We start from the raw sequence: 23975 nt of genomic DNA on the forward strand, positions 1-23975 counted from the left end.
TGATGCCGGCGAACAATCCGCAACCGCGTCCGTCATCGGCCGCCGGACGCGCTGTGCACACCCGCCGGATCGCGTTCACGTTCGACGGGGCTTCTCCGTCGCGGCGCCACTTCGTTGCGGGCGATATCGCGATGAGCCATCTGGTGGCCTTGCTGTCCGGCTTCTTTCCCTCGGGTGAGGAGTTCTTCATCCAGTCCGTGCGCCGCTATGACGGTCAGATCGGTGATCCCGTGCTCAGGAAACAGGTCGCCGGATTCATCGGACAGGAGATGACGCACGGCATTCAGCACCGTGAGCTCAACACGCAGCTGGTGCGTCGCGGTTACTGGGCGACGGGCTTCATGGACCGGATGGGCACGCGGCTGGTCAAGCGCATGAAGCAGCACAGGGACCGGCTGCCGGATCCGGTGGCACGATCCGCGCTCGCGGTGACGGCCGCGGTCGAACACCTCACGGCCATCCTCGGGGAGCAGGTGCTCAGCGTGGCGTGGATACAGCAGCAGCTGACCGATCCCGAGGTGCGGGCGATGCTCAATTGGCATGCCATCGAGGAGATGGAACACAAGTCCGTTGCCTTCGATGTGTACCGCCACGTCGGGGGTTCCGAGCGGATGAGGATCGCGGCCATGGCCGTCACGCTGGGACTTTTCCTGAGCAGGACGGTGATCCTGCTGGCCTCGATCGTCACCGATCCGTGGGCCTGGCGTCACCCGGTGCGCACCCTGCGCAGCGTTCTCAGGCTGCCCCGCACGCCGCTGTTCGCCGGACTCTGGGCCAAGATCCGCAGCTACCTGTGGCCCGGATTCCATCCCGACGACATCGATCACGGCCCACTGCTCGAGAAGTGGCGCGAGGAGTACTTCGGTCCCCAGGGCATCCTGCTGGACCATCTGAAGTAGCTGCTGCGGCCACCGAGGTAAAACGCGCTTGGCCCGGCCCTTAGGCTGTTCAGGACAATTACTGCAGTCCTGTGGACCTCAAGAGGAGCCTGAGCAGATCGTGGCCGCCAAGCCGAACGCCGCCGGTAAGAAGATCGAAGCCGTCGTCAACCTCGCCAAGCGCCGGGGACTCGTGTACCCCTGCGGCGAGATTTACGGCGGTACCAAGTCGGCGTGGGATTACGGCCCGCTCGGTGTCGAGCTCAAGGAAAACATCAAGAAGCAGTGGTGGCGCTCCGTCGTCACCAGCCGCGACGACGTCGTCGGCCTGGACTCCTCGGTGATCCTGCCCCGGCAGGTCTGGGTGGCCTCCGGCCACGTCGAGGTCTTCAACGATCCGCTGGTCGAGTGTCTGAACTGTCACAAGCGGCACCGTCAGGATCACCTGCAGGAGGCTTACGCTGAGAAGAAGGGAATCGACGACCCCGAGTCGGTCCCGATGACCGACATCGTCTGCCCCGACTGCGGCACCAAGGGGCAGTGGACCGAGCCCCGCGACTTCAACATGATGCTCAAGACCTACCTCGGCCCCATCGAGACCGAAGAGGGCCTGCACTACCTGCGCCCGGAGACCGCGCAGGGCATCTTCATCAACTTCAAGAACGTCGTGACGACGTCGCGACAGAAGCCGCCGTTCGGCATCGGCCAGATCGGCAAGAGCTTCCGCAACGAGATCACCCCGGGCAACTTCATCTTCCGCACCCGCGAGTTCGAGCAGATGGAGATGGAGTTCTTCGTCGAGCCGTCGACCGCCCCCGAGTGGCACAAGTACTGGATCGACACCCGGCTGCAGTGGTACGTGGACCTGGGTATCGACCCGGAGAACCTGCGGCTGTACGACCACCCCAAGGAGAAGCTGTCGCACTACTCCGACGGTACCGTCGACATCGAGTACAAGTTCGGTTTCAGCGGCAACCCGTGGGGTGAGCTGGAGGGTGTCGCCAACCGCACCGACTTCGACTTGTCGACGCACGCAAAGCATTCCGGTGAAGACCTGTCGTACTACGACCAGGCCGAGGATCGCCGTTACACCCCGTACGTGATCGAGCCCGCGGCCGGCCTTACCCGTTCGTTCATGGCTTTCCTGGTCGATGCGTATCACGAGGACGAGGCCCCCAACGCCAAGGGCGGCGTGGACACCCGCACCGTGCTGCGCCTGGATCCGCGTCTGGCTCCGGTCAAGGTCGCGGTGCTGCCGCTGTCACGCAATGCCGACCTGAGCCCGCGCGCCAAGGCGCTGGCCGCCGAGCTGCGGCAGAGCTGGAATGTCGACTTCGATGACGCCGGTGCCATCGGACGCAGGTATCGTCGACAGGACGAGATCGGCACCCCGTTCTGCGTCACAGTCGATTTCGACTCGCTCGAAGACGACTCCGTCACCGTTCGCGACCGCGATGAGATGACCCAGCAGCGTATTCCGATCGGCGGCGTGGCCGATCATCTCGCCAAATCTCTCAAGGGCTGCTAGCCGAGGAGCAGAAATGACTGACGTCCAGAATCACATCGGAATCGATCCCGCCAGCGCGCCGATCGAGGCTCCGGCGGCCGAGGCGCAGGTTCGCGCCGACGACCGTGGGCACGTTTTCCACTCGTGGTCCGCGCAGGCGGCCATCGACCCGCTGCCGATCGCCGGTGGTGCGGGCGCGACCTTCTGGGATTACACCGGCAAGGAGTACCTGGACTTCGCCTCGCAGCTGGTGAACCTCAATCTGGGACACCAGCATCCGCGTCTGGTGGAGGCCATCGGGCGTCAGGCCGGCCGGTTGGCCACCATTGCGCCCGCCTTCGCCAACGATGTGCGCGGTGAGCTCGCCCGCCTGGTGGCCGAGCGTGCACCCGGAACCCTGAACAAGGTGTTCTTCACCAACGGTGGCACCGAGGCCGTGGAGCACGCGGTCCGTATGGCGCGCCACCACACCGGTCGCCGCAAGGTGCTTTCCGCATACCGCAGCTACCACGGTGGCACCACCACCTCGATGTCGCTGACGGGTGAGCCGCGCCGCTGGGCCAACGACCCGGGCGACAACTCGGTGGTTCGTTTCTTCGGGCCGTACGCCTACCGTTCGGTGTTCCATGCCACCTCGCCGGAGGAGGAAACCCAAAGGGCGCTGGAGCATCTGGAGCAGGTGATCAACCTGGAGGGCCCGCCCACCATCGCCGCGATCATCCTGGAGTCGGTGGTCGGCACCAACGGTGTGCTGGTGCCGCCGCCCGGTTACCTGGCCGGGGTGCGGGAGATCTGCGACCGGTACGGCTTGGTGTTCATCGCCGACGAGGTGATGGTCGGCTTCGGGCGATTCGGTGAATGGTTCGCCATCAACGCCTTTGACGTCACGCCGGACCTCATCACCTTCGCCAAGGGCATCAACTCCGGTTATGTCCCGCTGGGCGGTGTGGTGATCTCCGATGCCATCGCCACCAGCTTCGATCACCGTCCGTACCCGGGTGGACTGACCTACTCCGGTCACCCGCTGGCCTGCGCGGTCGGTGTCGAGACCATCAAGGTGTTCGAGGACGACAAGATCCTGGAACGGGTGCGCGATCTCGGTGAGCGCGTGGTGCGTCCGGAACTGGAGCGTTGGGTGCAGACGCATCCGAGCGTCGGCGAGATCCGTGGCCGCGGCTTGTTCTGGGCCGTGGAACTGGTGCGCGACAAGCAGACTCGTGAGCCGCTGGTTCCGTTCAATGCCAGTGGTGAGGCCGCGGCGCCGATGAATGCCTTCGCGGCGGCGTGCAAGAAGAGTGGCCTGTGGCCGTTCACGCATTTCAACCGCACGCATGTGGCGCCTCCGCTGATCATCAGCGAGGAGGATCTGCGGCGCGGGCTCTCGATCATCGACGAGGCGCTGAACGTCGCCGACGGGTACGCGAGCTAGCCGGGAAACACGCTGCTGTAGGCGTTCAGCGCGGGCTGGCCGCCGAGGTGGGCATATAGGACGTTCGAGCCCCGCTCGATCGTCCCGGCGCTGACGAGGTCGATCAGGCCTGCCATCGACTTGCCCTCGTACACGGGGTCGGTGATCATCGCTTCGAGGCGCCCGCAGAGTTTGATCGCTTCGACGGTGGAATCGACGGGCACGCCGTACTTCTCGCCCGCCCATCCCTCCAGGACGGTGATCTCGTCGGGGCGCAGGTCGCGTTCGAGGCCGATCTGCTGGGCGGTGTGCCGGGCGATGCGGGTGACCTGGTCGGTGGTCTTCGGAAGGGTGGCCGATGCGTCGATACCCAGTATTCGCCGTGGCCGTCCGCCGGCATCGGCGAGTGCGGCGAACCCCGCGATCATGCCCGCATGGGTGGACCCGGTGACCGTGCACACGACGATGGTGTCGAAGAAAACTCCCAGCTGATCCTCTTGTGTGGCCACCTCATACGCCCAGTTGGCGAAGCCGAGGCCGCCGTACTCGTGTTCCGATGCACCGGCCGGGATGGGATAGGGCTTGGCGCCGGAGTTCTCGATCGCGGTGAGCGCGTCCTCCCAGGACTGGCGGATGCCGATATCGAATCCCGAAGGGTCCAGCTGGGTTTGGGCTCCCATGATCCGCGATAACAGGATGTTGCCCGCCTTGTCGTTGACGGGGTCCTCCCAGTCCACCCAGCGTTCCTGAACCAGGTGACAGCGCATCCCCAGCACGGCCGCGACGGCGGCCACCTGACGGGTGTGGTTGGACTGGTAGCCGCCGATCGACACCAGGGTATCGGCGCCGCTGGCCAGCACGTCGGGGACGATGTATTCGAGTTTGCGTATCTTGTTGCCGCCGAAGGCGAGTCCTGAGTTGCAATCTTCGCGTTTTGCCCAGATATTGGCGCCACCGAGGTGGCGGCTGAGGCGCTGCAGGGGATGGATCGGGCTGGGGCCGAAGGTCAGTGGGTAACGGGGGAAATCATGGATTGACAAGGCGTTCTCCTGACTCGGCTGCTGAGAATGACGTTGTGGGGGAGCGGTGTTCAGCTCGCGCCGCGTTCCTCGGATTCGGCGGCCTCCGGTGCCGGGATGAGGGTGTGCCAGTTGTCGCGGGCCGCACGTCCGGCGCCCTCGCTGTCGCCGGCTTCGCAGCGCGCGATGATCTGCTCGTGCAGGGCCACGGAATGACGTCCGTCGCGGCCGGCGAATCTGATGCGTTCCAGGCGGCGCAGCACGGGGGTCACCTGCTCCAGCACGGCAGCGATGTACGGGTTGGCGCTGGCTTCGACTGCGACGGCATGGAATTCGTCGTCGGCGGCCAGCGCGGCGTCGGGATCGTGCGCATCGAGGGCGGCGGCAAATCGTGTGTTGGCGTGCCGCATCGCGGCCAGGTCGCCATCGGAGATGTTGGCGATCGCCTCACGCACGGCGAGCTCGTGCATCGCCGCGGCAACGGACTGCGCTGCGCGCGCCTCCCGGATGTCGATGGGGCTGACGATGGTGTGCCGTCCCGGTTGGGTCTGGACCAGACCGGCGTGTTCCAGACGGGAGAGTGCCTCACGAATCGGGGTTCGGCTCACGCCCAGCCAGCGGCTCAGCTCGTCATCGCGCAGCCGCTCGCCGGGGGCCAGGGTCCCGTCCACGATGGCCGTGCGCAGCGCCTTATAGGCATCGTCGCGGAGTAGCGAGCGTGCCATCACGCCTTCCGAAGGTGGTACCGGCATGCAATATATTGCACATCGGTGACGGCGTGGCGTCAAGTGTTGTGTGAATTTCGGGTGGGAATGGCCTGCTAGAAGCGGCCGCCGCCGCCACGGAAGCTCGATCCTGAGGATCGGGACGAGCCGCCATACGACGATGACCCCGACCCGGACCAGGAGCTGTGGTGGCTTGATCCGCCGCTGAGCATGCCGCGCAGGATGCCGCCGATCACGGCACCCGCGACGTTGCCGGCGACATCACCCGCCACGCTGTATCCGCGGTAGTTGCCGTACCCGTTGCTGTAATAGGACTGGGCCGCCCGCACCTCTTGTATCGCGCTGCCTTCGGCACGCGTCGCCAGCTCTGTGGCCCGATTGGCCCACAGAATGGCGTTCGAGGGATCTGACTGGCGTGCGGCCTCGGCCGTCGCGATGCTGCGTTCGGCTTCTGTGATGTATCCGCGCGCGGCGGAGCCGACAGCTCCCCGGTGCAATCCGATGTACTGGGTGACGCCATTCACTTTCTGGCGGGCGGTGGCGATCGCTTGATCGAGCGCGCGGGCGCGGCGTTCGGCGGCGTCCTTTTCTTCCCGCACGGCGGCCAGCAGCTTGTCGAGTTCGGCATCGGCCGCGGCCAGGTGGGTGAAGGCGGTCAGCGGATCGGTGGGCCCGACTCTCTCGGCGTCGGCCACGGCGGCGGCAGCCCTGTCGTGGGCCTTCGTCAGCTCGTCGGCACGGGGCACCGATCCCTGCCGCTGAAGTTCCTCGGCCTGGGCGATACCCGACTTCGTGTCCGCGATCGCCGCGGGCAGTGCGTCGATGGCGCGCCGGATGTTGTTGGCGGCGTTGTCCACCGCGTCCAAGAGTGCGGCGGCCTGGTTCAGCGCCGATTCGGCCCCACGCACGGCGTCGACGAGATTCATCTGCTGGCCCTCCAGGGGGCGGGCAGCGAGTTCCCGGCCGTGGGTGATCCGGGAGTCGGCGAACGTGGTGCGCTCGGTGGCCTCGGTGATGTTGTCGACGATCGACGCCAGGGCCGCGGCATCGAACTGGGTGCGCAGTTGCTCGAGAACGCGCTGCGATTCGGGTATCCGAGCGGTCGTGGCCACCACCTGCTGGGTCAGAGTGTCCAACTTGGTGGGTGCGTTGATCACCAGGTTCCGCAGCGCGTCAAAGGCATTGGACTGATCGTCGAGGGTGCGGTCGGCACGTGCGGCGGCGGTGATGACGTCGATCAGCAGGCGGCGCTGCTCCGTGGGCGTCTCCGGGACGGAGTCGTCGAGCTGCTTGCGCACGGAGAATGCCTGGGCAAGGGCTTTTTTCGCGGTATCGACGGCTTGCTGGAAGGGCGCGGTCTGCTCGGTACCGAACTCCTCGACTGCGAGCGTGAGTTCGGCCTCGCTGGTGCGCACGGCGTTGTCGACGTTCACCACAATCGATTTCGACAGGCCATCGAGTGCGTCGACCGATTGCGCGGCAAGAGCTTCGGCGTTGGTCGGATCGATACCCTTCGCGGCCTCGACCTCTGCGCGCCGACGGGATCGACTGCGGAACCAGGAGTACAGCATGAAGGCGCCGACCACGACGGCTCCGAAGACCAGCGCCGCCAGGATCGGCTTCCAGGGTATGGAGGATGACGATGCGGCGGCCGACTCCAGGCCCTTGGCGGTGTTGATGGCGGCGCCATCCCAATTCGAGGCGCGTAGTGCCGGTTCGATCGTGTTGGTGCGCAGCTCCTCGATCTCGGAATCGCTGACGTTCTTGATCTCCGATGCGACCTGGAACGCGTAACTGCGCTCTTCGGTTGCCACGGCGAGCAATGCGTCGCGATCTCCCAATCCGCTTGCCGTGAGGGTTTTGTTGGCCCATGTCACCGGGTCGGCGCCGTCGAAATCCTTGACGTACACCACCCAGAGCCGCACGTGCTGTGCGTCGTAGAGCTGATCGATCGCGTTGCGTACCTTCGTCGGGTTCTTGAGCGCCCCGGCCCGGTCGGTGACGTAGGCGGGTATCCGGAAGGGCGGGTCGGCACTGGCCACCGGTGCCAGCAGCAGGGTGGGGGCAAACACCGTGAGCATCGCGATCATGACTCCCAGCAGGCTCCCGAGGGCACGCAGCAGACGCATGGTCGCCAATCTAATGCCTCGCGCGGCGCTTGGACCCGTCCTGGCAGACTGGTGCCCACGATGCGTACACAGGATGCCTATAAGGACGCCTATACCGATTCCGACCGTGAACGCGTCGTCACCGAAACACCCAAGACGGCGGCCATCGTCGACATCCCGTCTTCGGAGTACCGGACCGACTTCGCGCGGGACCGAGCGCGGGTTCTGCACAGCGCCGCGTTCCGGCGCCTGGCCGATAAGACGCAGGTGGTGGGTCCGCGTGAGGGTGACACGCCGCGCACCCGGCTGACCCACTCGGTTGAGGTGGCGCAGATCGGCCGCGGCATCGCCACCGGCCTGGGGGCCGACCCGGATCTGGTGGACCTGGCCGGGCTGGCGCACGACATCGGCCATCCGCCGTACGGGCATAACGGTGAACGCGCGCTCGATGAGGTGGCGGTCGACCGTGGCGGGTTCGAGGGCAACGCCCAGAATCTGCGCATTCTCACCCGGCTGGAGCCCAAAGTCGTTGACGCCGAAGGCAACAGCGCCGGGTTGAACCTCACGCGTGCCTCGCTGGATGCGGCGACGAAGTATCCGTGGCTGCGTCCGCCGGGCGGCGGAAAGTTCGGCGCCTACGTCGAGGATGGCGCGGCGCTGGACTGGGTGCGTGCCGGGGCGACGCCGCGGCGTCGCTGCCTGGAAGCGCAGATCATGGACTGGTCCGATGATGTCGCCTATTCGGTGCACGACGTCGAGGACGGCGTCATCTCCGGGCGTATCGACCTGCGGGTGCTGGCTTCGCGGGGCGAGGCCCAGGTGCTCGCGGAGTTGGGCGTGAAGTCGTTCGGCGGGTTGGAGCAGGGCGCACTGGAGGAGGCCGCCGCACGGCTGGCCACGCTGCCGGTGGTCGCCGCGATCGGTCCGTATGACGGCACCTTGACCGCCTCGACCAGTCTCAAGCGCTTGACCAGCGAATTGGTGGGCCGGTTCGCCTCGGCCGCGATCGGGGCCACCCGCAAGGTGGCCGGCGACGGGCCGCTGGTGCGGTTCGAGGCCGAGCTGACCGTGCCCGAGGTGGTTGCCGCCGAGGTAGCGGTGCTGAAAATGCTTGCGCTGCAATTCATCATGTCCGATCCGCGGCATATCGCGGTACAGGCCCGTCAGCGTGAACGCATTCATCGGGTGGCGCAGTGGCTGGCGGCGGGGGCTCCGGCCACGCTGGATCCGGTGTTCCTGCCCGCGTTCGAGGCCGCCGCCGACGATGCGGCGCGCACCCGGGTGGTGGTTGATCAGATCGCCTCGTACACCGAAAGCCGGCTCGAGCGGGTAGACCGCGATAGTCAGGGTGTGCAAGCCAGCTGGGCCTGACGGCGAGGTTGGCTAAGCTGGCTCGGTGGCCGGACGCATCCCTGATCGCGATATCGCGGCGATCCGTGAGCGCACCCGGATCGAGGACATCGTCGGCGACTACGTTCAGCTCAAGCGCGCGGGTGCCGATTCGCTCAAGGGGCTATGCCCCTTCCATGACGAGAAGTCGCCGTCCTTTCATGTGCGGCCCAATCACGGCCAGTTCCACTGCTTTGGCTGCGGTGAGGGCGGCGATGCCTACACCTTCATCCAGAAGATCGAGCACATCAGCTTCGTGGAGGCCGTCGAGCGGCTGGCCGACCGCATCAGCTACACCATCAACTACGAGGGTGGCGGCACGGCCGCACAGCGTGACCGGGGGACCCGGGCGCGGCTCGTCGCCGCCAACGCGGCCGCGCAGGAGTTCTATGCCAGCGCATTGGATTCACCCGAGGCGGCACCGGCGCGCCAGTACCTGACCGAGCGCAATTTCGATGGCGCGGCGGCCAAACAATACGGCTGCGGATATGCCCCGTCGGGGTGGGACACCCTGACAAAGCATTTGATGCGCAAGGGATTCGAATTCAAGGAGCTCGAAGCTGCGGGGCTGTCCAAGGAGGGGCGCCGCGGTCCGATCGACCGGTTCCACCGGCGGCTGCTGTGGCCGATCCGCGCCAGCAGTGGTGAGGTGATCGGCTTCGGCGCGCGCAAGATCTTCGACGACGACACCATGCCCGGCAAGTACGTCAACACCCCGGAAACCATGCTGTACAAGAAGTCTTCGGTGCTGTTCGGGCTCGATATGGCCAGGCGGGATATCGCCAAGGGGCACCAGGCCGTTGTCGTGGAGGGCTACACCGACGTGATGGCGATGCACCTGGCCGGGGTGACCACGGCGGTGGCGTCCTGCGGTACCGCCTTTGGTGATGAGCACCTCTCGATGCTGCGGCGCCTGATGATGGACGACTCGTACTTCCGCGGCGAGCTCATCTACGTTTTCGACGGAGATGCCGCCGGTCAGGCGGCCGCGCTGAAAGCCTTTGAGGGAGAGCAGAACCTGGCCGGCCAGTCGTTCGTGGCGGTGGCGCCGGATGGCATGGACCCCTGCGATCTGCGGCTCAAGTCGGGGGAGGGGGCGTTGCGGGATCTGGTGGCGCGTCGCACCCCGCTGTTCGCATTCGCGATTCGGTCGGCGTTGGCGGAGTCGGATCTGGAGATCGCCGAGGGGCGCGTGGACGCGCTGCGCCGGTGTGTGCCGATGGTGGCCAGGATCAAAGACCCGACGCTGCGTGACGAATACGCGCGGCAGTTGGCCGGCTGGGTGGGATGGGACGACGTGGCCCAGGTGCTCGCGCGGGTGCGTGAGGAGGCCGGTAAGGCGGCCAAGGGTGGATCGGTGTCACCCGAGCGCCGTGTGCGCGGCTCTGAACCTGCTGCGGCCCTCAAGGTGGCCATGCCCGATCCCAAGGACCCCACGCTGTGGCCGCAGCGCGAGGCGCTCAAGGCGGCGCTGCAGTTCCCGGCCTTCGCCGGTCCGGTGTTCGACTCGCTGACCGCCGACAGCTTCACCCACCCCGGATATGTGGCGGTGCGCACCGCGATCGAGGCGGCCGGTGGCGCCGCGGCGGGGATCGTCGGCGCGGAGTGGATCGACAGGGTGCGACAGAGCGCGTCGTCGCAGAACCAGGTGATGCTGATCAATGCGTTGACCGCCGAGGCCATCCAGGTGGATAGCGATGAGCGGCTGCCGCGATACATCGGGTCGGTGCTGGCCAAGCTGCAAGAGGTGTGGGTCGGGCGGCAGGTGGCCGAGGTGAAGTCGAAGCTGCAGCGGATGTCACCGGTGGAGCACGCCGACGAGTATCACGCGCTATTCGGCGACCTGGTGGCGCTGGAGGCGTATCGACGCAGCCTGCTGGAGCAGGTCAGCGGCGACGACCTCTCGGTGTAGGGGCAGCGCTCCTACTTGTTGTCGAGCTGAGGCTCGGGCTCCAAGATCATGGTTGTCTCGTCGATCGGCGTGAGTTCCACCATGTGGGGGTCAGGGGACAGCGAGTTGGCCAGGCGCCGTCGGCTGATCTCGATCAGCTTCTTGGTCGCGGGGCTGCCGGTGACGGCCTGATACCCATTGACGATCTGCTCGTATCGGCGACGGCCAGCCTTCGCACCCAGCACGTAGCCAGCGGCCAGCACCAACAAAACCCGAATCACGAACCCTCCACCAACTAACGAAGTTCTCCCTATCCTGCCTGACGCAGCTGTGAACGGCTGCGTCAGGCAGGTCACATCTGCCCGCTTCTATGCGACAACCGCGATGTTCACCGTCTTTGTCGCTCGTGATCGGGCGATGCGGCGGGCATACGGTTTGGCTTTCACCCCTACCCGTAGGCTAAAGTCATGCCTCGGTTCGCGGTACAAACCGACGCGATCCGGTAGTCCCCTGTAGCTCAATTGGCAGAGCTTCCGACTGTTAATCGGACGGTTCTTGGTTCGAGTCCAAGCGGGGGAGCAGGTCAGGCGGTATTTTCGATTTCGTGGTGTAGCTGACGGCGATTCTGCCCCTGTGAGTGGAGCCACGATGTGAATCGGGTGGGGCCGGGCGGCCCGCCCCACGCCCCCGTGTGGGTGCAGACGACGATGCCCTGTGGCGTGGTCTTTTCGGGGCGGGCTGGCCCGGCACTGTAGTAAATAGCTGTGTCATCACCTCGCTATCACCTGATCGTGATCGGATTGGGTTGTGGGCGTGAGGATCTGGTTGGCGGAGGGCTGCGCTGCGTCGGGTGGACTCGCCGCACTGGTTCACTGTGTCGTCGCGGCGAAGTGCGATGGTGAGACCGACCAGCGTGCCGGGGCCCGCGAAGGGCGCACCCGACCGCTGGTGGCGCCGGCCGCTGGCACGGGGGAGCTTCGGCGGCGCAGAATATGGCGTCGACTTCGGCGATCAGCGCCATCAGCCCTGTGGCGTAATCCAGGTCCAGGGTGGCCAGCACCTCTGACTCGGCCGGGCTCGGCGGTGCCGGCGCCGCCATCGTCGTGCTCTGCGTCATTGCTCACCTCCTTTGTGCTGTCAACAAGGCCGACCATCCAGGCGTGCGGCCGCTGGGATACGCGATGCGTATGTCATTGCGGCCCTGGGAATTTGGTCAGGAAGTGGCCAGAGAATCAATCTGGCCTCAGGTCCCCACTGGCGGTTTCCCCGAGGACACCTGGCGCCAAGACGGACCTAATCCGGCACCAGGTGCCCTGAGGTGGTGCGTGTGTCCTTTGCCGAGCTGCTGGAGCGCGGCCCACAATCAGGCGTTGACCGGCTCCTTGGCCGCGCTAGGGCCACGCACCGCGTCGCCCTCCTCGGTGATCACTGTGGTGTCATCGATCGCCTTGGAAGCCACGGGGCGATCCACGGCGATTTTGCGGGGCTTGGCTTTCTCAGCCACCGGGATCACTAGACGCAAGACTCCATCGTGGTAGTCCGCGGTGATCCGGCCGGTGTCCAGATTATTGCCCAGCACCAACTGGCGTGAGAACACCCCACGTGCACGCTCAGCGGCCAACATCTCACGGCCGGGATCCAGCGGTGCGCGTTCGGCGCGCACTGTCACCACATTGTTCTCGATATCCAGATCCAGCGAATCGGCAGCAATACCAGGGAGATCGAACTCCACGTGGAACTCATCCCCGTCACGCCAGGCATCCATCGGCATCGCCGCCGGACGTGCCGCGGTTCCCAGCACCTGCTGGGTGAAACGGTCCAGCTCCCGAAATGGGTCGGTACGCATCAGCATCGTGGCCACCTCCATCTGTCCTTTCCCTTGTGCCATCTGTGCGCTACCAACTGGTTTATCTATGCCAGTTGATATAGATTTATTTAGCACTCCACGATGCCGAGTGCAAGTAAGCGAACGAGAAAAGTTGTGACGATGATCAATGAAGGCCTGCCGGTGCAAGGCCCGGCGATCCCCGCTCAGGTGCCCGCACCCCACCACGGGGTGTATGGGATCACGGTCGCTGCGGAATTATCCGGCGCCCCAACACAATCGCTGCGGCTGTGGGAACGCCACGGGCTGCTGTCCCCGGCCCGCACCGAGGGCGGCACCCGCCGCTACAGCGCCGATGACCTGGTACGCATCGAACGGATCGTCACTCTCGTGACGGCCGGAGTCAACATCGCAGGCATCGGACGCATCCTGGACCTCGAAGACATCAACACCGCACTACGATCTGGCGCCGCTCCGCAGTAGCGATCGACACTAGCCGTGAAATTCAGGGTTTTTAGCTCGCGGTAGGCGGGTACGTCTCGTTACGGCGAGGACGAGAACGTGGTTGCCGCGAGGTCCCGCTAGGCGATTCATGCGGGGCAACCCGCGTTGAGAAAACAGCGTGGCTGCGGTCTCGCCGCCTCAATGCGGCTGGTCAATCCCCACACGGTTGACTCGCTCGTGGGCTGTGAGCAAGACGTGGTCGAAGCCGGATTGGTCAAAACTTGTGACCCCACGTAAATCAGTGCTGAGTTGCTCTGCCAGCGTGCGCAGCTTGATGTTGTGCTGTTGCGATAACCATGTGAGAAGCCCGAACGCGACGTCCTCCTCGATGTTGTACACCAGCATCAGCATGCCTTTGACCTGCTCGATGCCGGCCCGATTGTGGGCAATCTCAGCGACTCGCTCGCTGACCAGTTCTTCGGTGTGCTCTGGAGCTTCGGGGACGTGCTCGGGTGGGGTCACGTCGACGTAGAAGCCGTGTGTGCCGACTACCGCTCCGGCCTCGTCGAAGAACTGGTCACCGATGACCACGACCCAATGCACTGAGCCCCTGGTGTCCACGATGCGGTGCCGACTGCTCAGGGCGCCTCGGGTATGGGTGATCGCGTCTATCGTGTCGGCGACCTTGGCGCGGTCTTCTGGATGCTTATGCGAGAGCACTAGCTCCGTCGTTGGGATCACCACGTCGGACTGGTCGTAACCATGCAGCCGCGCTACCTGTGGCGACCATTCCCATCGCTGCTCATCGAAATAGAAGCGGAACCACCCCATCGGCGTCGGCTCTGGGCCGAACAGATCTTGCGTCACGGTCGGATCTTAATGCGGGTCAAAGCGCCTTGTCGGGGCAATAGCGCAGTGTGTAGGAGGCGGAATGATCCAGCGCAACACCACGACTCGCCACGGGCGCCGTCGGTCCACATCCGCCTTACCGCCGGTGCAGCGAGCCCATAAACGACGCGGCTCACCACCTCGACCCCCTGAGCTTCAGGCCCGCAGGGCCGCACCCACAGCGGGGCGTTTGGTCGAGCACCCCAGTGGGTACTTCGTACTTCTCATCATCCGGTCGGCGGATGGCAGGGCAGGAGGTCAGTCATGACCCGCGTGGGAAGCACATTCACATGGGCCCTTCCAGGTGGCGATTCAGTCGTATTCGTCGTGAAAGCAATTCGGTGGGGGCCGTTCAGCTATGTGTAGGGCATCTCGGCGGCCGGTGGTCGGGGACGTGAAAAAGATTGAATAGGAATGTCTTTGGCTCCAATAGTGCGATTCGCGAACTTTCAGGAGCGCCTGTGCGGAGTGTGAGGTCGGGAGTTCTGCTCTACACCGGGAGCTGATGACCCTGCGTGTGGCTGTGAACCCAACTTCCATCAAACCTAGCCCCGTTGTGGTCGATGCGCAGTACAACGGGAGATGCGCAGTACAACGGGAAAGGCAATCTCGACGATCCGCCGATATCGCGTGAGCCGGGCTACCCGCCCGGTGCCAACCTCCTGATCCGCAGTGGGAATCCGCGGAAGCTGCCCGGATGATCGCCGACGAGGCAGATATGGCTGAGTTGCGAGTGCGTGTACGTGTGCAACGAACGACGTCGGATACGGCGGGGGTCAACCTGCGCATGTTTTTGTCATCGGCTAATTTCTTGGAGAATCCGGTGACCAGGCCGCGTCGTATATCGATCGAACGTGAGGTGGGCTATGAGGAACACCGCCGGCGTGTTTGCCCTCTGGATGGTCGGTGCCCTCGTCTCGTGCTCGAGTGCCCCAGCGCTCCCGCCGATGGATACCGAGATCAGCGATGGCCCGCTGGCTTGCAAGGTGCAGCAGGTAGTGCGCTTCGGCAACATGGTGCCGATGCTTACCTCGCGTGGGTCCCTGCCGCGACCGACCGGATACTGGGCGGCATTCTCAATTCTGGTCACGAACAACGGAACTGAGAAGTCGACGGCATTCACCCTCGCCGACCAGTCACTGGCCACCTCGCAGGGGGTAGTGGTGCCACTGCCGAAGATCGAGCAGTTCCTGGGCAATCCGGAGGACGTTCTCGCCGGGGACCAAGAGACGTACACCGTTGCCTTCGAGGTGCTTCCGGGAGCGATCATGCAGTCGCTGACTTTGCATTGCGGTGCGAAGTCGATCACGGTGGGCATCGACAAACCGGTTGACCCCGGCACCGCAGTGGCCTGAGCCCGCGGGTGCTGCAGCAGTTCTGTGTTCTTGCCCAGGAGAAGCATTTTGGGCGGGCGGCAGATCGTCCCTACATCAGCCAGCCTTCGCTGGGTCAGGCGATCAGCAGGCTGGAGCAGTCTCTAGGGTTGACGTTGTTGGTCAGAACCTCGCGCGCTGTCGAGCTCACGTCGGCTGCAAGACCACCGATACGACGAACTGATCGAACGCACGAAATCCGGGCACGTCGATGTGGCGATAATGTATGGCCCCCTTGGTGATTTGACGGGGTTGACAGCGTCGATGGTGACGACCGAGCCGATAGTGGTCGCGCTGTCCGCCGACCACCGGCTGGCGCAGGAACCGTATGTGGCCATCGGAGATCTTGCGGGCGAGGGATTCGCGCTGCCATGGAAGCCCTCGTCAGCGAACTCGTATCCATGTGTGAAGCTGCTGGTTTCACCCCGCGGCAGACCGCGAGCGCGAACACCACGATCGGACTGATTGCGCATGTCGCTTCCGGATCATGCGCGGCATTTGTGCCGTCCCGGATGCGCTTCATCATCGCCCCGCCGGAGGTCGTGCTGAAGCCGTTGGTGGCCAACAGAATACCTTCAGATACACCAGAAACCCCGCGCGCGATCCAGACGCAGATACTCGCTCTCACCCGTGCGGGATCACATGATCCCGCCGTCGATATCATTCTGAAACTCCTACACGATCCGACAGTGCACGAACTACCCGAAACATCTTGAGGGTCTGGCGAATAGATGGCTGGCTTCTAGTGGGCAAGTAGGGGCAGCCTCTAGTGCGCGACGAGAATCCGTCAGCTAGCGCCCGGGTGCGGCGTATTCTGGAGCCATGAAGCGACCACGTAATGTGGCGCGAGTTCTCTGCTCGACACTCGCTGTCGGAGCTCTGGCTTTAGCGCCAATGATCTTGCCCAGTCCCGGGGCGGGCACCGCACACGCAACCGTATGTGCCTCCGCCGGAAGCACTTCCAAATGTGAGGGTGCGCCCAGCTCGGCCTGGTACGGCTACGGGTACTACCCGCCCGGTGCGTACTGGGGAATGCCCGGATACCCGCCCCTTGCTGCGGGGGCGGGCATCCCGGTTCGTCCTATCCCTTAACGGCGTTGACGGCCTTCACGAAGACATCCGATAGCTCGTTGCGGTCGACATCTCCCATGCCCGACACCGACACGGCGTGATGGTCGTCGAGCTGAGCGGAGTAGGCGATCTGCACCATCTCCTTCTCCATACCGGGCGCACTGATCTTGATGTTGGTGGACGTCCCGGTCGTCTTGACGCCGTCGATTGCGGGTGCGTCGATCTTCTCGCCGGTGCCCTCTGCCATGCCGGCGATCGACAGCGAGAACTTGTCGCATGCCCCGTTGGTGGTGTCGGCGGGGATCGGGCTGACCGTCTCCATTGCCGCGGCGATGATCATCGTCTTGGACATCGGGTCGCCGTTACCCTTGGCGCCGGTGACTCCTTGCATCGACGTACCGGTCACCTGAGGGAAGGCGCCCAGCATCTTGTCGGCGCACTCCTGCGGGGTGAAGGTGGCCTTGTCGAAGATGCCCTTCATCTGATCGAGCATCGCCTGGGTCACGGTGGTCTTGGGCTGTACCTCGACGGTGTATCCGGCGGGGAACTGGTCCTTGATGGCGTCGATCTTGGCGATATCGAAGCTGCTCGCGGCCGCCGTGGAGGTGGTGGCGCTGCTGCTGGCCGATGAGCCCGCCGACTCGTCCTTCTTGTCGTTGCTCGAACAGCCCAGCATCAGCCCGCCGGCCAGCACCACGGTGCCGAAAACGGTCAGTGAACGATTCATAGTGGTAATTCCCCTCTGAGCAGTGCGTTTTCAGGAACCTGGAAGTAGATTCGTACATCGTGGCACTCGACGGCTCTGCGGAATCTGCCGAACTACCGCATGAATTTGACCACACGCACCCAGACGTGTCCGGGGGATGGTTGCGTGCGGCCACCTTCGGAGCGATGGATGGCCTGGTCACCAACACCGCGCTGGTTGCCGGTGTGGGTGCTAGCGGGCTGGACACGCACGCGATCGTGCTGACTGGGGTGGCGAGCCTGGTGGCGGGTGCGTTCTCGATGGCGCTGGGTGAGTTCACGTCGGTATCGACGTCCAATTCGCAGATCGAGCACGAGGCGAGCGTGGAACGCCGCGCCATCCAGTTGCACCCCGATGCCGAGAAGAAGGAACTCATCGCCATGCTCGGCGATATCGGGCTCTCACCGCAGACCGCGTCCGCGGCCGCCGACGAGATCCACCAGGACGAGAACACCGCGGTGACGATTCACCTCACCCGAGAACTCGGCATCAATCCCAACGACACTCCGTCGCCGTGGGTGGCCGCCATCTCCTCGTTCCTGACCTTCTCGGTGGGTGCAGTGGTGCCGCTGATCCCGTTCCTGTTGGGATTCGCGTCACTGCTGGCGGGGTTGGTCTGCGGGGGAGTGGGCCTGCTGGTCGCCGGTTGGGTCGCGGGGCGGTTCACGGCGCGAGCGCCCTGGTTGAGCGCGTTGCGGCAGTTGGCATTCGGTGCCATCGCTATCGGCGCCACCTACGTGATAGGTCATCTGATCGGCGTCGCAGTGAACTAGCGCCGCGGCGCGCGAAGCTGAGAATGGGCTGAGAGCGGGCGCACCGGCTGGCAGAATTGTGAAGTGAATTTCACCAGGGTGCCGCTGAAACCCGATGAATTGGCGCAGGCGGCCGTCATGGCCGCGCTCACCGCCGCCATGGTCATCGTCGGGGTCGCCCTCCCGATCCTGGGAGCAGTCCAGCTACTTGGTGCCGTACCCATGGGTCTACTCGGCTATCGCTACCGCGTGCGCGTGCTGTTGGCCGCCGCCGTGGCCGGCGGCGTCATCGCCTTCCTGCTCGCCGGGCTCGGCGGTTTGATCGCCATGGGCAATTGCGTCTACATCGGGGGCCTGACCGGTGTGGTGCGTCGACGCGGACACGGCATGCCGCTGCTGACGGTGCTCGGGGTCATTTGCAGCGCGATCATCGCGGGTATGGCAGTCGGTGCGCTGGCCCTGCTGAACCGGATGCGCACGCTGCTCTTCGATGCCCTGCGCGCCTCGCTGGAGGGCCTGTTCAAGATGATCGGCCACATCCCGCACCTGGAGCCCGTGGGCGTGAATGCGACGAACGCCATCGACTTCGCGATGCGCAACTGGGTGTGGTTCATCGGTGGCATCGTTTTCGTGTTCGTCCTGTTTAACGCGTTGTTCGGCTGGTGGGTGCTCTCCCGCGTGATCAAGCGCCTGGCCGTGATTCCTGATGTGCACCAGCTTGATCCGCCGACGCTGGCCGGTGCGGTGGGTCCGGTGCCCGCGCGCTTACGCGATGTGCGATTCCGCTATCCACGCGGTGAATCCGATGCCTTGGCGCCACTTTCGATGAGCATCGACGTCGGCGAGCATGTCGCGATCACCGGGCCCAACGGTTCGGGCAAGAGCACCCTGATGCGCATCCTGGCCGGGCGTGAACCGACGTCGGGGGAGATCGAGCGCCCGGGCTCGGTGGGCCTCGGCGCCATCGGCGGCACCGCAATCGTCATGCAGCACCCGGAAAGTCAGGTGCTGGGCACCAAGGTCGCCGACGACGTGGTGTGGGGCTTGCCCGCCGACCACGACGTCGACATCGAGGGCCTGCTGCGCGAAGTCGGTCTGGAGGGGATGGCCGAGCACAGCACCTCCTCGCTCTCGGGCGGGGAGCTGCAACGGCTGGCGGTGGCCTCGGCGCTGGCACGCGACCCCGCACTGCTGGTGGCCGACGAGATCACCAGCATGGTCGACCCGAAGGGGCGCGAGGATCTGCTGGGCGTGCTGTCCCGACTCACCGATCAGCACCGGATGTCGTTGGTGCACATCACCCATTTCCAGTCCGAGGCCGCCGCCGCAGACCGCGAGATCGCCTTGCGCGCGGTCAACGGCAAGACGGCGACCACGGCGATTCAGACGGTGCCGGTGCCCACCACCACGGCCGCGCGGCCCGATACCGAGTCGCCCGTTGTTCTGGAATTCGATTCCGTCGCTCATCAGTACGCCAACGGAACTCCCTGGGCGAAAACGGCATTGCACGATGTGTCGCTGGCGGTGCACGAGGGCGATGGTGTGCTGATCCATGGCGGCAACGGTTCGGGCAAGTCGACGCTGGCCTGGATCGCCGCCGGCCTCACCAAACCAACCTCGGGGCAGTGCCTGCTAGACGGTAAACCGGTCTCTGATCAGGTCGGGTCGGTGGCCATCAGCTTTCAGGCCGCCCGGTTGCAGCTGCTGCGCAGCCGCGTCGACTACGAAATAGCCTCGGCGGCAGGATTTTCCGTCCGCAATACCGACCGCATCGTGACTGCGCTGGCCAGCGTCGGGCTCGAAGCAGACCTGATCAAGCGTCCCATCGATCAGCTCAGCGGCGGCCAGATGCGCCGGGTGGTGCTGGCCGGGCTGCTGGCGCGTTCCCCGCGCGCCCTGATTCTCGACGAGCCGCTGGCGGGTCTGGATGCCGAGTCGCAGGCGGGTCTGCTGCGGCTGCTGGTTCAGGTACGCGAGCGCGAACGGCTCACCATCGTGGTCATCTCGCATGACTTCGATGGCATGCAGGAGCTGTGTCCGCGCACGGTGCACCTGCAATCCGGGGTGCTGCTGCCCGAATCGGTGAACTCGGGGAGCCGCTCATGACGACGACACGTGCACCGCGCCGCCCGGTAGTTCTGCTGCGCCCGGTCCCCGGTACCTCCCCGATCCATAGGTTGTGGGCCGGCACCAAACTTATTGCGGTCTTCCTCATCTCGGTACTGCTGACGTTGTTTCCCACCTGGACGGCGATCGGCGCGGTGGCGGCTCTGGTGATCATCACCGCGTGGCTGGCGCACATCCCGCGCGGTGCGGTGCCCACCATCCCGATCTGGATGCTGGCGCTGGTGATCGGTGGCAGCCTCACGGTGTTCTTCAGCGGCGGGCCGCCGTTCTGGCATATCGGCGGACTCACCATTGGATTCCACGGTGTGCTCGCTGTGGCGCGCACGACCGCCGTGGCGATTGTGCTGCTCGGCACGGGAGCCATGGTGTCGTGGACCACCAATGTCTCCGAGATCGCGCCCGCGGTGGCGCTATTGGGGCGCCCGCTGAAGGTCTTCGGCATTCCCGTCGACGAGCGCGCCGCCACGCTGGCGCTGGCACTGCGCTCGTTCCCCATGTTGTCCGACGAGTTCCGGGTGCTCATCGCGGCCCGCAGGCTGCGTCCGCCGCAGGTGCGTGAGGGCAGGCGCGGGTTGGGCTGGGTGGCCGAGGTGGTCGACATGCTGACCGCGGCCATCACTGTCGCGCTGCGGCGTGCCTCCGAAATGGGCGATGCCATCACCGCGCGCGGTGGCAGCGGGCAGATCGCGGCGCATCCGCACCGGCCTGGCCGGTGGGACGCCGTGGCCCTACTGGTACTCATCGCGGTCGGAACCGCCGTCGTGTTGTTCGAGGTGCTGTAGCGCGAGAGGTTGGCGTCGAGTGTGCCGATGGTGTCGATTTTTGGCGGAATCTCGACCGTATCCGCACACTCGGCGCGGCGCTACTTCTCCAGCGCCTTGTTCGCCGCCTGCTGTGCCTGCTGCAGTGCGGTGTGTACATCCAGACGGCCCAGGAACATCTCGGCGAAATACGGCTTCAGCGCGGCGAATCCGGCCCCGAATCCCTGCCCGCCCGGAGCCGCGATCTGCTGACCTTCGAGCACCTGGAAGAACGGAGCGACGTCGACGCCCTTGCCCGCCCAGTGCTGAAAGTACGGCTCACGTGCGGTCAAGACCGCGGGGATGGCCGAGCCGCTGCGGCCGAGAAATGAATTCCCGTCCGCGCTACCCATCCAGGCCAGCACCCGTTTGGTTGCCTCGGGGTGCGGTGAGGACGAATTGGCGGCGGCCACAATGCCGTTGGTGACGCTGACCCGGCCCTGCGGCCCCGCCGGCATCATCGCCACACCCCACGGGAAGGTTGCGTTGGCCTGGATCTGCGCCAGGTTGTAGGTGCCCGATTGAAATAGCGCCATCCGCCCCTGCAGGAATTGGTTGCGTGAGAAGTCGTTGTTGGCATTGGTGTCGGCCGCCGACGGGGCCACCTTGTCGACGTTGATGAGATCGACCAGGTACGTGAACGCCATCTCGGCCAGCGGGTTCGCGAACGCGAACCTGTCGTCCTTCTGGAAGACGGCGCCCGCCGATCCCAGGTAGTTCAGGTAGATGCCCTGTAAGTCGTTGGCGGCGTTATATGCCCAATGTCCGGGCCCGGTGAGCCGGTGCAGCATCGGCCGCAGGGTGTCGACGGCGGGGTCGGCGTCCCAGCGCAGCTCCGCCAGTTCGGCGGGATCGACCTGTGCCTCGTCGAGCAGATTCTTGTTGTAGTACAGCGCAATCCCGGCATCGCTGAGCTGGGGGGCACCCCAGAGCTTGCCGCTGCGGGTGAATTGGGCGACGACCGACGGGTCCCAGTCCTCCTGCGGCTCAATGGGCGTGAGATTCGCGGTGTCGGCGTAATCGGAGAGATAGGCGTTACTGAGCCAGAAGATGTCGTCGGCGCCGTGCCCGGCCACATCGGTGCGCAGGCTGTTGAAGTAACTCGCGTACGACGTCACGGTCACGGCGACCTCGATGTCGGGGTTGCGTCGACTGAACTCGTCGAATGAGCTGCGGTAGGCCTTGGCCACCTGTTCATCCCACACCCGGACGGTGACCACCGTTTTGCCGTGAGCGGTCTTCGGAATTCCGAGCCAGACCGCAATTCCGAAGAGCAGCAGCGTCACCAGCCCAAGGACCAAGGCTGCGCGGGTAGACGATTTCATCACTTGAGTCCGCTCAAGGTGATGGAACGGACGATGTACTTCTGGAACGCGATGAACAGGATCACCAACGGCACGATCGCCACGGTGGTCGCCGCCATCACGATGGGCCACTGCGCGTTGAACTGCGATTGCAGCCCGGCCGTGGCCACGGTGAGTACTCGCCAGTTGCCTCCGCTGGTGATCACCAACGGCCACATGAAGTTGTTCCACTGCGACACCACGGTGATGAGGGTCAGCGTGATCAGGATGGGCCGGCTGACCGGCACCACCACATGCCACAGGATGTCGAGCGTGCTGGCGCCGTCCAGGCGGGCCGCACGGATCAGGTCGTTAGGGATGGTGCGGAAGTGTTCACGTAGCAGGAAGATCGCGTAGGGCGATCCGAACATGAACGGGATGATCAACGCCCAGAATGTGTTCCGCAGCCCCACCTGCGTCAGCATCAGGTACATCGGCACCACCGTCACGGTCGCCGGAATCATCAGCGTGGCCAGATACACCCAGAACAGTCCGTCGCGCCCCGGGAACTGCAGTCGCGCAAAGGCATACGCGGCCAACACGGAGAACGTCAGCTGGCCGATCACGATGATCGCCGTCATCAACACTGTCACCAGGGCCGCGCGCCCGAACCCGGCGTCGGCGAGCCCGGTGTAGTTGGCGATCGTGAACGGATTCGGCGGGGCCAACGGAGAGTCGGCAGAGAACTGCCGCGTGGTCTTCAGCGATGCCGACAGGGCGAACAGGAACGGCCCCAGAGTCAGTGCCGCGCCGAGGATCAGGAGGAGATAGACGAGAGCATTCCTAGACCAGGTCATAGCTCACCCGCGTCCGGAAGTAGCGGTGCTGAATCACCGTGACGGCGACCAGGATCAGGAACAGGATCAGCGACATGGCGGCCGAACGTCCCACGTGGGCGGACTCGAATGCCTCGGCGTAGACGCGGTGCGCGGCCAGGTCGGTGCGGTTCTGCGGGCCGCCGCCGGTGAGCGCGTACACGGTGTCGAAGGTCTGCACCGCGCTCACCACCCCGGTGACCAGAACGAAGAAGAAGGTGGGCCGCAGCATCGGCAGGGTGATGCGGCGGAACCGCTGCCAGGCCGTCGCGCCGTCCACCCGGGCCGCGTTGTGCACATCGCCTGGGATGGCCAGCAGACCCGCCATGAAGAACAGCGCCACATAGCCGACGTTCGTCCACACGCTGACCGCCGCAACCACCGGCAGTGCCAGCGAGGGATCGGTGAGCCATTCGATGCGCTGCCCGAGCAGTGTGTTGATGGCGCCATCGGTGGGCGCGAGCATCCAATGCCACAGCACGCCGATGGCCAGCGGCGCGCAGATCCACGGGATGACGTAGATGGTCCGGAACAGCACGGTGCCGGGCAGGCCACGCACCAACAGCGTCGCCGCGGCCAGACCGAGCACGGTCTGCACCGGAATCACCAACGCCACAAAGAGCAGCGTCACCAGCAGGGAGTGGCCGAAGGCGCCGTCGGTGAGCACCGAACGCCAGTTGCCCAGGCCGACGAACTCGATGGGGCCCAGCAGATCCCAGCGGCACAGGCTCAGCCACACCACCACCAGGATGGGCAACAGGAGAAACGCCGCCACCCCGAACAGGCTGGGGGCCAGCAGCCCATATGCGACGGCTGTCTGCCGCGACCTACTCACGGGGACATTAAACCGCGCGCCGCCACCGGTGT

The 23975-nt window shown here is 65.2% G+C and carries 24 protein-coding genes and 1 tRNA gene; 15 read left to right on the top strand and 10 right to left on the bottom strand.

The annotated features are described in order from the left end of the window. Nucleotides 1–2: 2 nt before the first annotated feature. The 3 genes from HBA99_RS08800 to HBA99_RS08810 all read left to right on the top strand — a co-directional run bounded on the left by HBA99_RS08800 (nucleotide 3) and on the right by HBA99_RS08810 (nucleotide 3814). Nucleotides 3–899 carry a metal-dependent hydrolase gene (locus HBA99_RS08800; RefSeq protein WP_109494306.1) on the top strand — a complete coding sequence of 299 codons (897 nt, stop codon included), beginning with the start codon at nucleotides 3–5 and terminating at the stop codon, nucleotides 897–899. A 100-nt stretch (nucleotides 900–999) separates the two neighbouring features. Next, the gene (locus HBA99_RS08805) at nucleotides 1000–2406 is read left to right on the top strand and encodes a glycine--tRNA ligase (protein ID WP_046253258.1); all 1407 of its coding nucleotides are present in this window, start codon (nucleotides 1000–1002) and stop codon (nucleotides 2404–2406) included. A gap of 13 nt (nucleotides 2407–2419) precedes the next feature. Continuing rightward, on the top strand, nucleotides 2420–3814 hold the full coding sequence (locus HBA99_RS08810) for an aspartate aminotransferase family protein (protein ID WP_046253259.1): 1395 nt from the start codon (nucleotides 2420–2422) through the stop codon (nucleotides 3812–3814). Here HBA99_RS08810 and HBA99_RS08815 read toward each other — a convergent pair. From HBA99_RS08815 to HBA99_RS08825, 3 genes are all read right to left on the bottom strand, one after another. Next, nucleotides 3811–4833 (bottom strand): 1-aminocyclopropane-1-carboxylate deaminase, encoded by a 1023-nt coding sequence (locus HBA99_RS08815; RefSeq protein ID WP_070951229.1) that lies wholly within the window; start codon nucleotides 4831–4833, stop codon nucleotides 3811–3813. The genes HBA99_RS08810 and HBA99_RS08815 overlap by 4 nt on opposite strands. Nucleotides 4834–4883: 50 nt before the next feature. Next, on the bottom strand, nucleotides 4884–5564 hold the full coding sequence (locus HBA99_RS08820; protein ID WP_070951228.1) for a GntR family transcriptional regulator: 681 nt from the start codon (nucleotides 5562–5564) through the stop codon (nucleotides 4884–4886). Nucleotides 5565–5632: 68 nt separating this feature from the next. Continuing rightward, nucleotides 5633–7666, bottom strand: a complete 2034-nt coding sequence (locus HBA99_RS08825; protein WP_070951227.1) for a TPM domain-containing protein — start codon at nucleotides 7664–7666, stop codon at nucleotides 5633–5635. A 60-nt stretch (nucleotides 7667–7726) separates the two neighbouring features. Between HBA99_RS08825 and HBA99_RS08830 the strand changes: the two genes are divergently transcribed. Together HBA99_RS08830 and dnaG are read left to right on the top strand one after the other, a co-directional pair. Next, nucleotides 7727–9016 (top strand): deoxyguanosinetriphosphate triphosphohydrolase, encoded by a 1290-nt coding sequence (locus tag HBA99_RS08830; RefSeq protein ID WP_070951226.1) that lies wholly within the window; start codon nucleotides 7727–7729, stop codon nucleotides 9014–9016. 25 nt (nucleotides 9017–9041) lie between these two features. Then, nucleotides 9042–10946, top strand: coding sequence for a DNA primase (gene dnaG / locus HBA99_RS08835; RefSeq protein WP_070951225.1), 1905 nt, complete (start codon nucleotides 9042–9044; stop codon nucleotides 10944–10946). A gap of 11 nt (nucleotides 10947–10957) precedes the next feature. Here the strand turns inward: dnaG and HBA99_RS08840 are convergent, their stop codons facing one another. Further along, nucleotides 10958–11206, bottom strand: coding sequence for a hypothetical protein (locus HBA99_RS08840; protein WP_030095233.1), 249 nt, complete (start codon nucleotides 11204–11206; stop codon nucleotides 10958–10960). A gap of 225 nt (nucleotides 11207–11431) precedes the next feature. Here HBA99_RS08840 and HBA99_RS08845 point away from each other — a divergent pair. Further along, nucleotides 11432–11504 (top strand) — tRNA-Asn (locus tag HBA99_RS08845). Between the two features lie 784 nt (nucleotides 11505–12288). Here the strand turns inward: HBA99_RS08845 and HBA99_RS08855 are convergent. Then, nucleotides 12289–12777: an Hsp20/alpha crystallin family protein gene (locus HBA99_RS08855; RefSeq protein ID WP_070923926.1), complete on the bottom strand. Its 489-nt coding sequence runs from the start codon at nucleotides 12775–12777 to the stop codon at nucleotides 12289–12291. A gap of 135 nt (nucleotides 12778–12912) precedes the next feature. Here HBA99_RS08855 and HBA99_RS08860 point away from each other — a divergent pair, with 135 nt between their 5' ends. Further along, entirely contained in the window at nucleotides 12913–13233 is a 321-nt protein-coding gene (locus HBA99_RS08860) for a MerR family transcriptional regulator (protein ID WP_081346935.1), read from the top strand. A gap of 159 nt (nucleotides 13234–13392) precedes the next feature. Here HBA99_RS08860 and HBA99_RS08865 read toward each other — a convergent pair whose 3' ends face one another. Next, complete coding sequence (locus tag HBA99_RS08865; protein ID WP_081347710.1) at nucleotides 13393–14025, bottom strand: PAS and ANTAR domain-containing protein; 633 nt, start codon at nucleotides 14023–14025, stop codon at nucleotides 13393–13395. Between the two features lie 620 nt (nucleotides 14026–14645). On the opposite strand from HBA99_RS08865, the gene HBA99_RS08870 reads away from it, so the two are divergent. The 5 genes from HBA99_RS08870 to HBA99_RS08890 all read left to right on the top strand — a co-directional run bounded on the left by HBA99_RS08870 (nucleotide 14646) and on the right by HBA99_RS08890 (nucleotide 16171). Then, nucleotides 14646–14783: a hypothetical protein gene (locus HBA99_RS08870; protein WP_165615225.1), complete on the top strand. Its 138-nt coding sequence runs from the start codon at nucleotides 14646–14648 to the stop codon at nucleotides 14781–14783. A gap of 165 nt (nucleotides 14784–14948) precedes the next feature. Then, nucleotides 14949–15437, top strand: a complete 489-nt coding sequence (locus HBA99_RS08875) for a hypothetical protein (protein ID WP_070930511.1) — start codon at nucleotides 14949–14951, stop codon at nucleotides 15435–15437. Nucleotides 15438–15445: 8 nt separating this feature from the next. Next, nucleotides 15446–15697, top strand: coding sequence for a helix-turn-helix domain-containing protein (locus HBA99_RS25095; RefSeq protein ID WP_165615224.1), 252 nt, complete (start codon nucleotides 15446–15448; stop codon nucleotides 15695–15697). Further along, on the top strand, nucleotides 15669–15920 hold the full coding sequence (locus HBA99_RS25100) for a LysR substrate-binding domain-containing protein (RefSeq protein WP_420063452.1): 252 nt from the start codon (nucleotides 15669–15671) through the stop codon (nucleotides 15918–15920). Before HBA99_RS25095 ends, HBA99_RS25100 begins: the two co-directional genes overlap by 29 nt. Then, the gene (locus HBA99_RS08890; protein ID WP_070951223.1) at nucleotides 15827–16171 is read left to right on the top strand and encodes a type 2 periplasmic-binding domain-containing protein; all 345 of its coding nucleotides are present in this window, start codon (nucleotides 15827–15829) and stop codon (nucleotides 16169–16171) included. The genes HBA99_RS25100 and HBA99_RS08890 overlap by 94 nt, the downstream gene beginning before the upstream one ends. 365 nt (nucleotides 16172–16536) lie before the next feature. Here the strand turns inward: HBA99_RS08890 and HBA99_RS08895 are convergent, their stop codons facing one another. Then, the gene (locus tag HBA99_RS08895; protein ID WP_030095242.1) at nucleotides 16537–17253 is read right to left on the bottom strand and encodes a DUF5642 family protein; all 717 of its coding nucleotides are present in this window, start codon (nucleotides 17251–17253) and stop codon (nucleotides 16537–16539) included. Nucleotides 17254–17312: 59 nt separating this feature from the next. Between HBA99_RS08895 and HBA99_RS08900 the strand changes: the two genes are divergently transcribed. From HBA99_RS08900 to HBA99_RS08910, 3 genes are all read left to right on the top strand, one after another. Then, complete coding sequence (locus HBA99_RS08900; RefSeq protein ID WP_070951222.1) at nucleotides 17313–18044, top strand: VIT1/CCC1 transporter family protein; 732 nt, start codon at nucleotides 17313–17315, stop codon at nucleotides 18042–18044. Between the two features lie 84 nt (nucleotides 18045–18128). After that, nucleotides 18129–20129, top strand: a complete 2001-nt coding sequence (locus HBA99_RS08905; protein ID WP_081347709.1) for an ABC transporter ATP-binding protein — start codon at nucleotides 18129–18131, stop codon at nucleotides 20127–20129. Then, nucleotides 20126–20932 (top strand): energy-coupling factor transporter transmembrane component T family protein, encoded by an 807-nt coding sequence (locus HBA99_RS08910; RefSeq protein ID WP_030095245.1) that lies wholly within the window; start codon nucleotides 20126–20128, stop codon nucleotides 20930–20932. Before HBA99_RS08905 ends, HBA99_RS08910 begins: the two co-directional genes overlap by 4 nt. 80 nt (nucleotides 20933–21012) lie before the next feature. Here the strand turns inward: HBA99_RS08910 and HBA99_RS08915 are convergent, their stop codons facing one another. The 3 genes from HBA99_RS08915 to HBA99_RS08925 are packed head-to-tail and all read right to left on the bottom strand — an operon-like array spanning nucleotide 21013 to nucleotide 23943. Continuing rightward, nucleotides 21013–22275: an extracellular solute-binding protein gene (locus tag HBA99_RS08915; protein ID WP_070951220.1), complete on the bottom strand. Its 1263-nt coding sequence runs from the start codon at nucleotides 22273–22275 to the stop codon at nucleotides 21013–21015. Continuing rightward, complete coding sequence (locus tag HBA99_RS08920) at nucleotides 22275–23090, bottom strand: carbohydrate ABC transporter permease (protein WP_070951219.1); 816 nt, start codon at nucleotides 23088–23090, stop codon at nucleotides 22275–22277. Before HBA99_RS08920 ends, HBA99_RS08915 begins: the two co-directional genes overlap by 1 nt. Beyond that, nucleotides 23077–23943, bottom strand: coding sequence for a carbohydrate ABC transporter permease (locus tag HBA99_RS08925; protein WP_070951218.1), 867 nt, complete (start codon nucleotides 23941–23943; stop codon nucleotides 23077–23079). Before HBA99_RS08925 ends, HBA99_RS08920 begins: the two co-directional genes overlap by 14 nt. Nucleotides 23944–23975 lie beyond the last annotated feature (32 nt).

It is taken from the genome of Mycobacteroides chelonae (genome assembly GCF_016767715.1).
GTDB lineage: Bacteria > Actinomycetota > Actinomycetes > Mycobacteriales > Mycobacteriaceae > Mycobacterium > Mycobacterium gwanakae.

Excerpts from the sequence above, each read along its gene's own strand:
- HBA99_RS08800 (WP_109494306.1), top strand. The coding sequence starts at position 3 with ATGCCGGCGAACAATCCGCAACCGCGTCCGTCATCGGCCGCCGGACGC.
- HBA99_RS08810 (WP_046253259.1), top strand. The coding sequence starts at position 2,420 with ATGACTGACGTCCAGAATCACATCGGAATCGATCCCGCCAGCGCGCCG.
- HBA99_RS08820 (WP_070951228.1), bottom strand. The coding sequence starts at position 5,564 with ATGCCGGTACCACCTTCGGAAGGCGTGATGGCACGCTCGCTACTCCGC.
- HBA99_RS08825 (WP_070951227.1), bottom strand. The coding sequence starts at position 7,666 with ATGCGTCTGCTGCGTGCCCTCGGGAGCCTGCTGGGAGTCATGATCGCG.
- HBA99_RS08830 (WP_070951226.1), top strand. The coding sequence starts at position 7,727 with ATGCGTACACAGGATGCCTATAAGGACGCCTATACCGATTCCGACCGT.
- HBA99_RS08855 (WP_070923926.1), bottom strand. The coding sequence starts at position 12,777 with ATGCTGATGCGTACCGACCCATTTCGGGAGCTGGACCGTTTCACCCAG.
- HBA99_RS08860 (WP_081346935.1), top strand. The coding sequence starts at position 12,913 with ATGATCAATGAAGGCCTGCCGGTGCAAGGCCCGGCGATCCCCGCTCAG.
- HBA99_RS08865 (WP_081347710.1), bottom strand. The coding sequence starts at position 14,025 with ATGGGGTGGTTCCGCTTCTATTTCGATGAGCAGCGATGGGAATGGTCG.
- HBA99_RS08870 (WP_165615225.1), top strand. The coding sequence starts at position 14,646 with ATGCGCAGTACAACGGGAGATGCGCAGTACAACGGGAAAGGCAATCTC.
- HBA99_RS08875 (WP_070930511.1), top strand. The coding sequence starts at position 14,949 with ATGAGGAACACCGCCGGCGTGTTTGCCCTCTGGATGGTCGGTGCCCTC.
- HBA99_RS08890 (WP_070951223.1), top strand. The coding sequence starts at position 15,827 with ATGGAAGCCCTCGTCAGCGAACTCGTATCCATGTGTGAAGCTGCTGGT.
- HBA99_RS08895 (WP_030095242.1), bottom strand. The coding sequence starts at position 17,253 with ATGAATCGTTCACTGACCGTTTTCGGCACCGTGGTGCTGGCCGGCGGG.
- HBA99_RS08910 (WP_030095245.1), top strand. The coding sequence starts at position 20,126 with ATGACGACGACACGTGCACCGCGCCGCCCGGTAGTTCTGCTGCGCCCG.
- HBA99_RS08915 (WP_070951220.1), bottom strand. The coding sequence starts at position 22,275 with ATGAAATCGTCTACCCGCGCAGCCTTGGTCCTTGGGCTGGTGACGCTG.
- HBA99_RS08920 (WP_070951219.1), bottom strand. The coding sequence starts at position 23,090 with ATGACCTGGTCTAGGAATGCTCTCGTCTATCTCCTCCTGATCCTCGGC.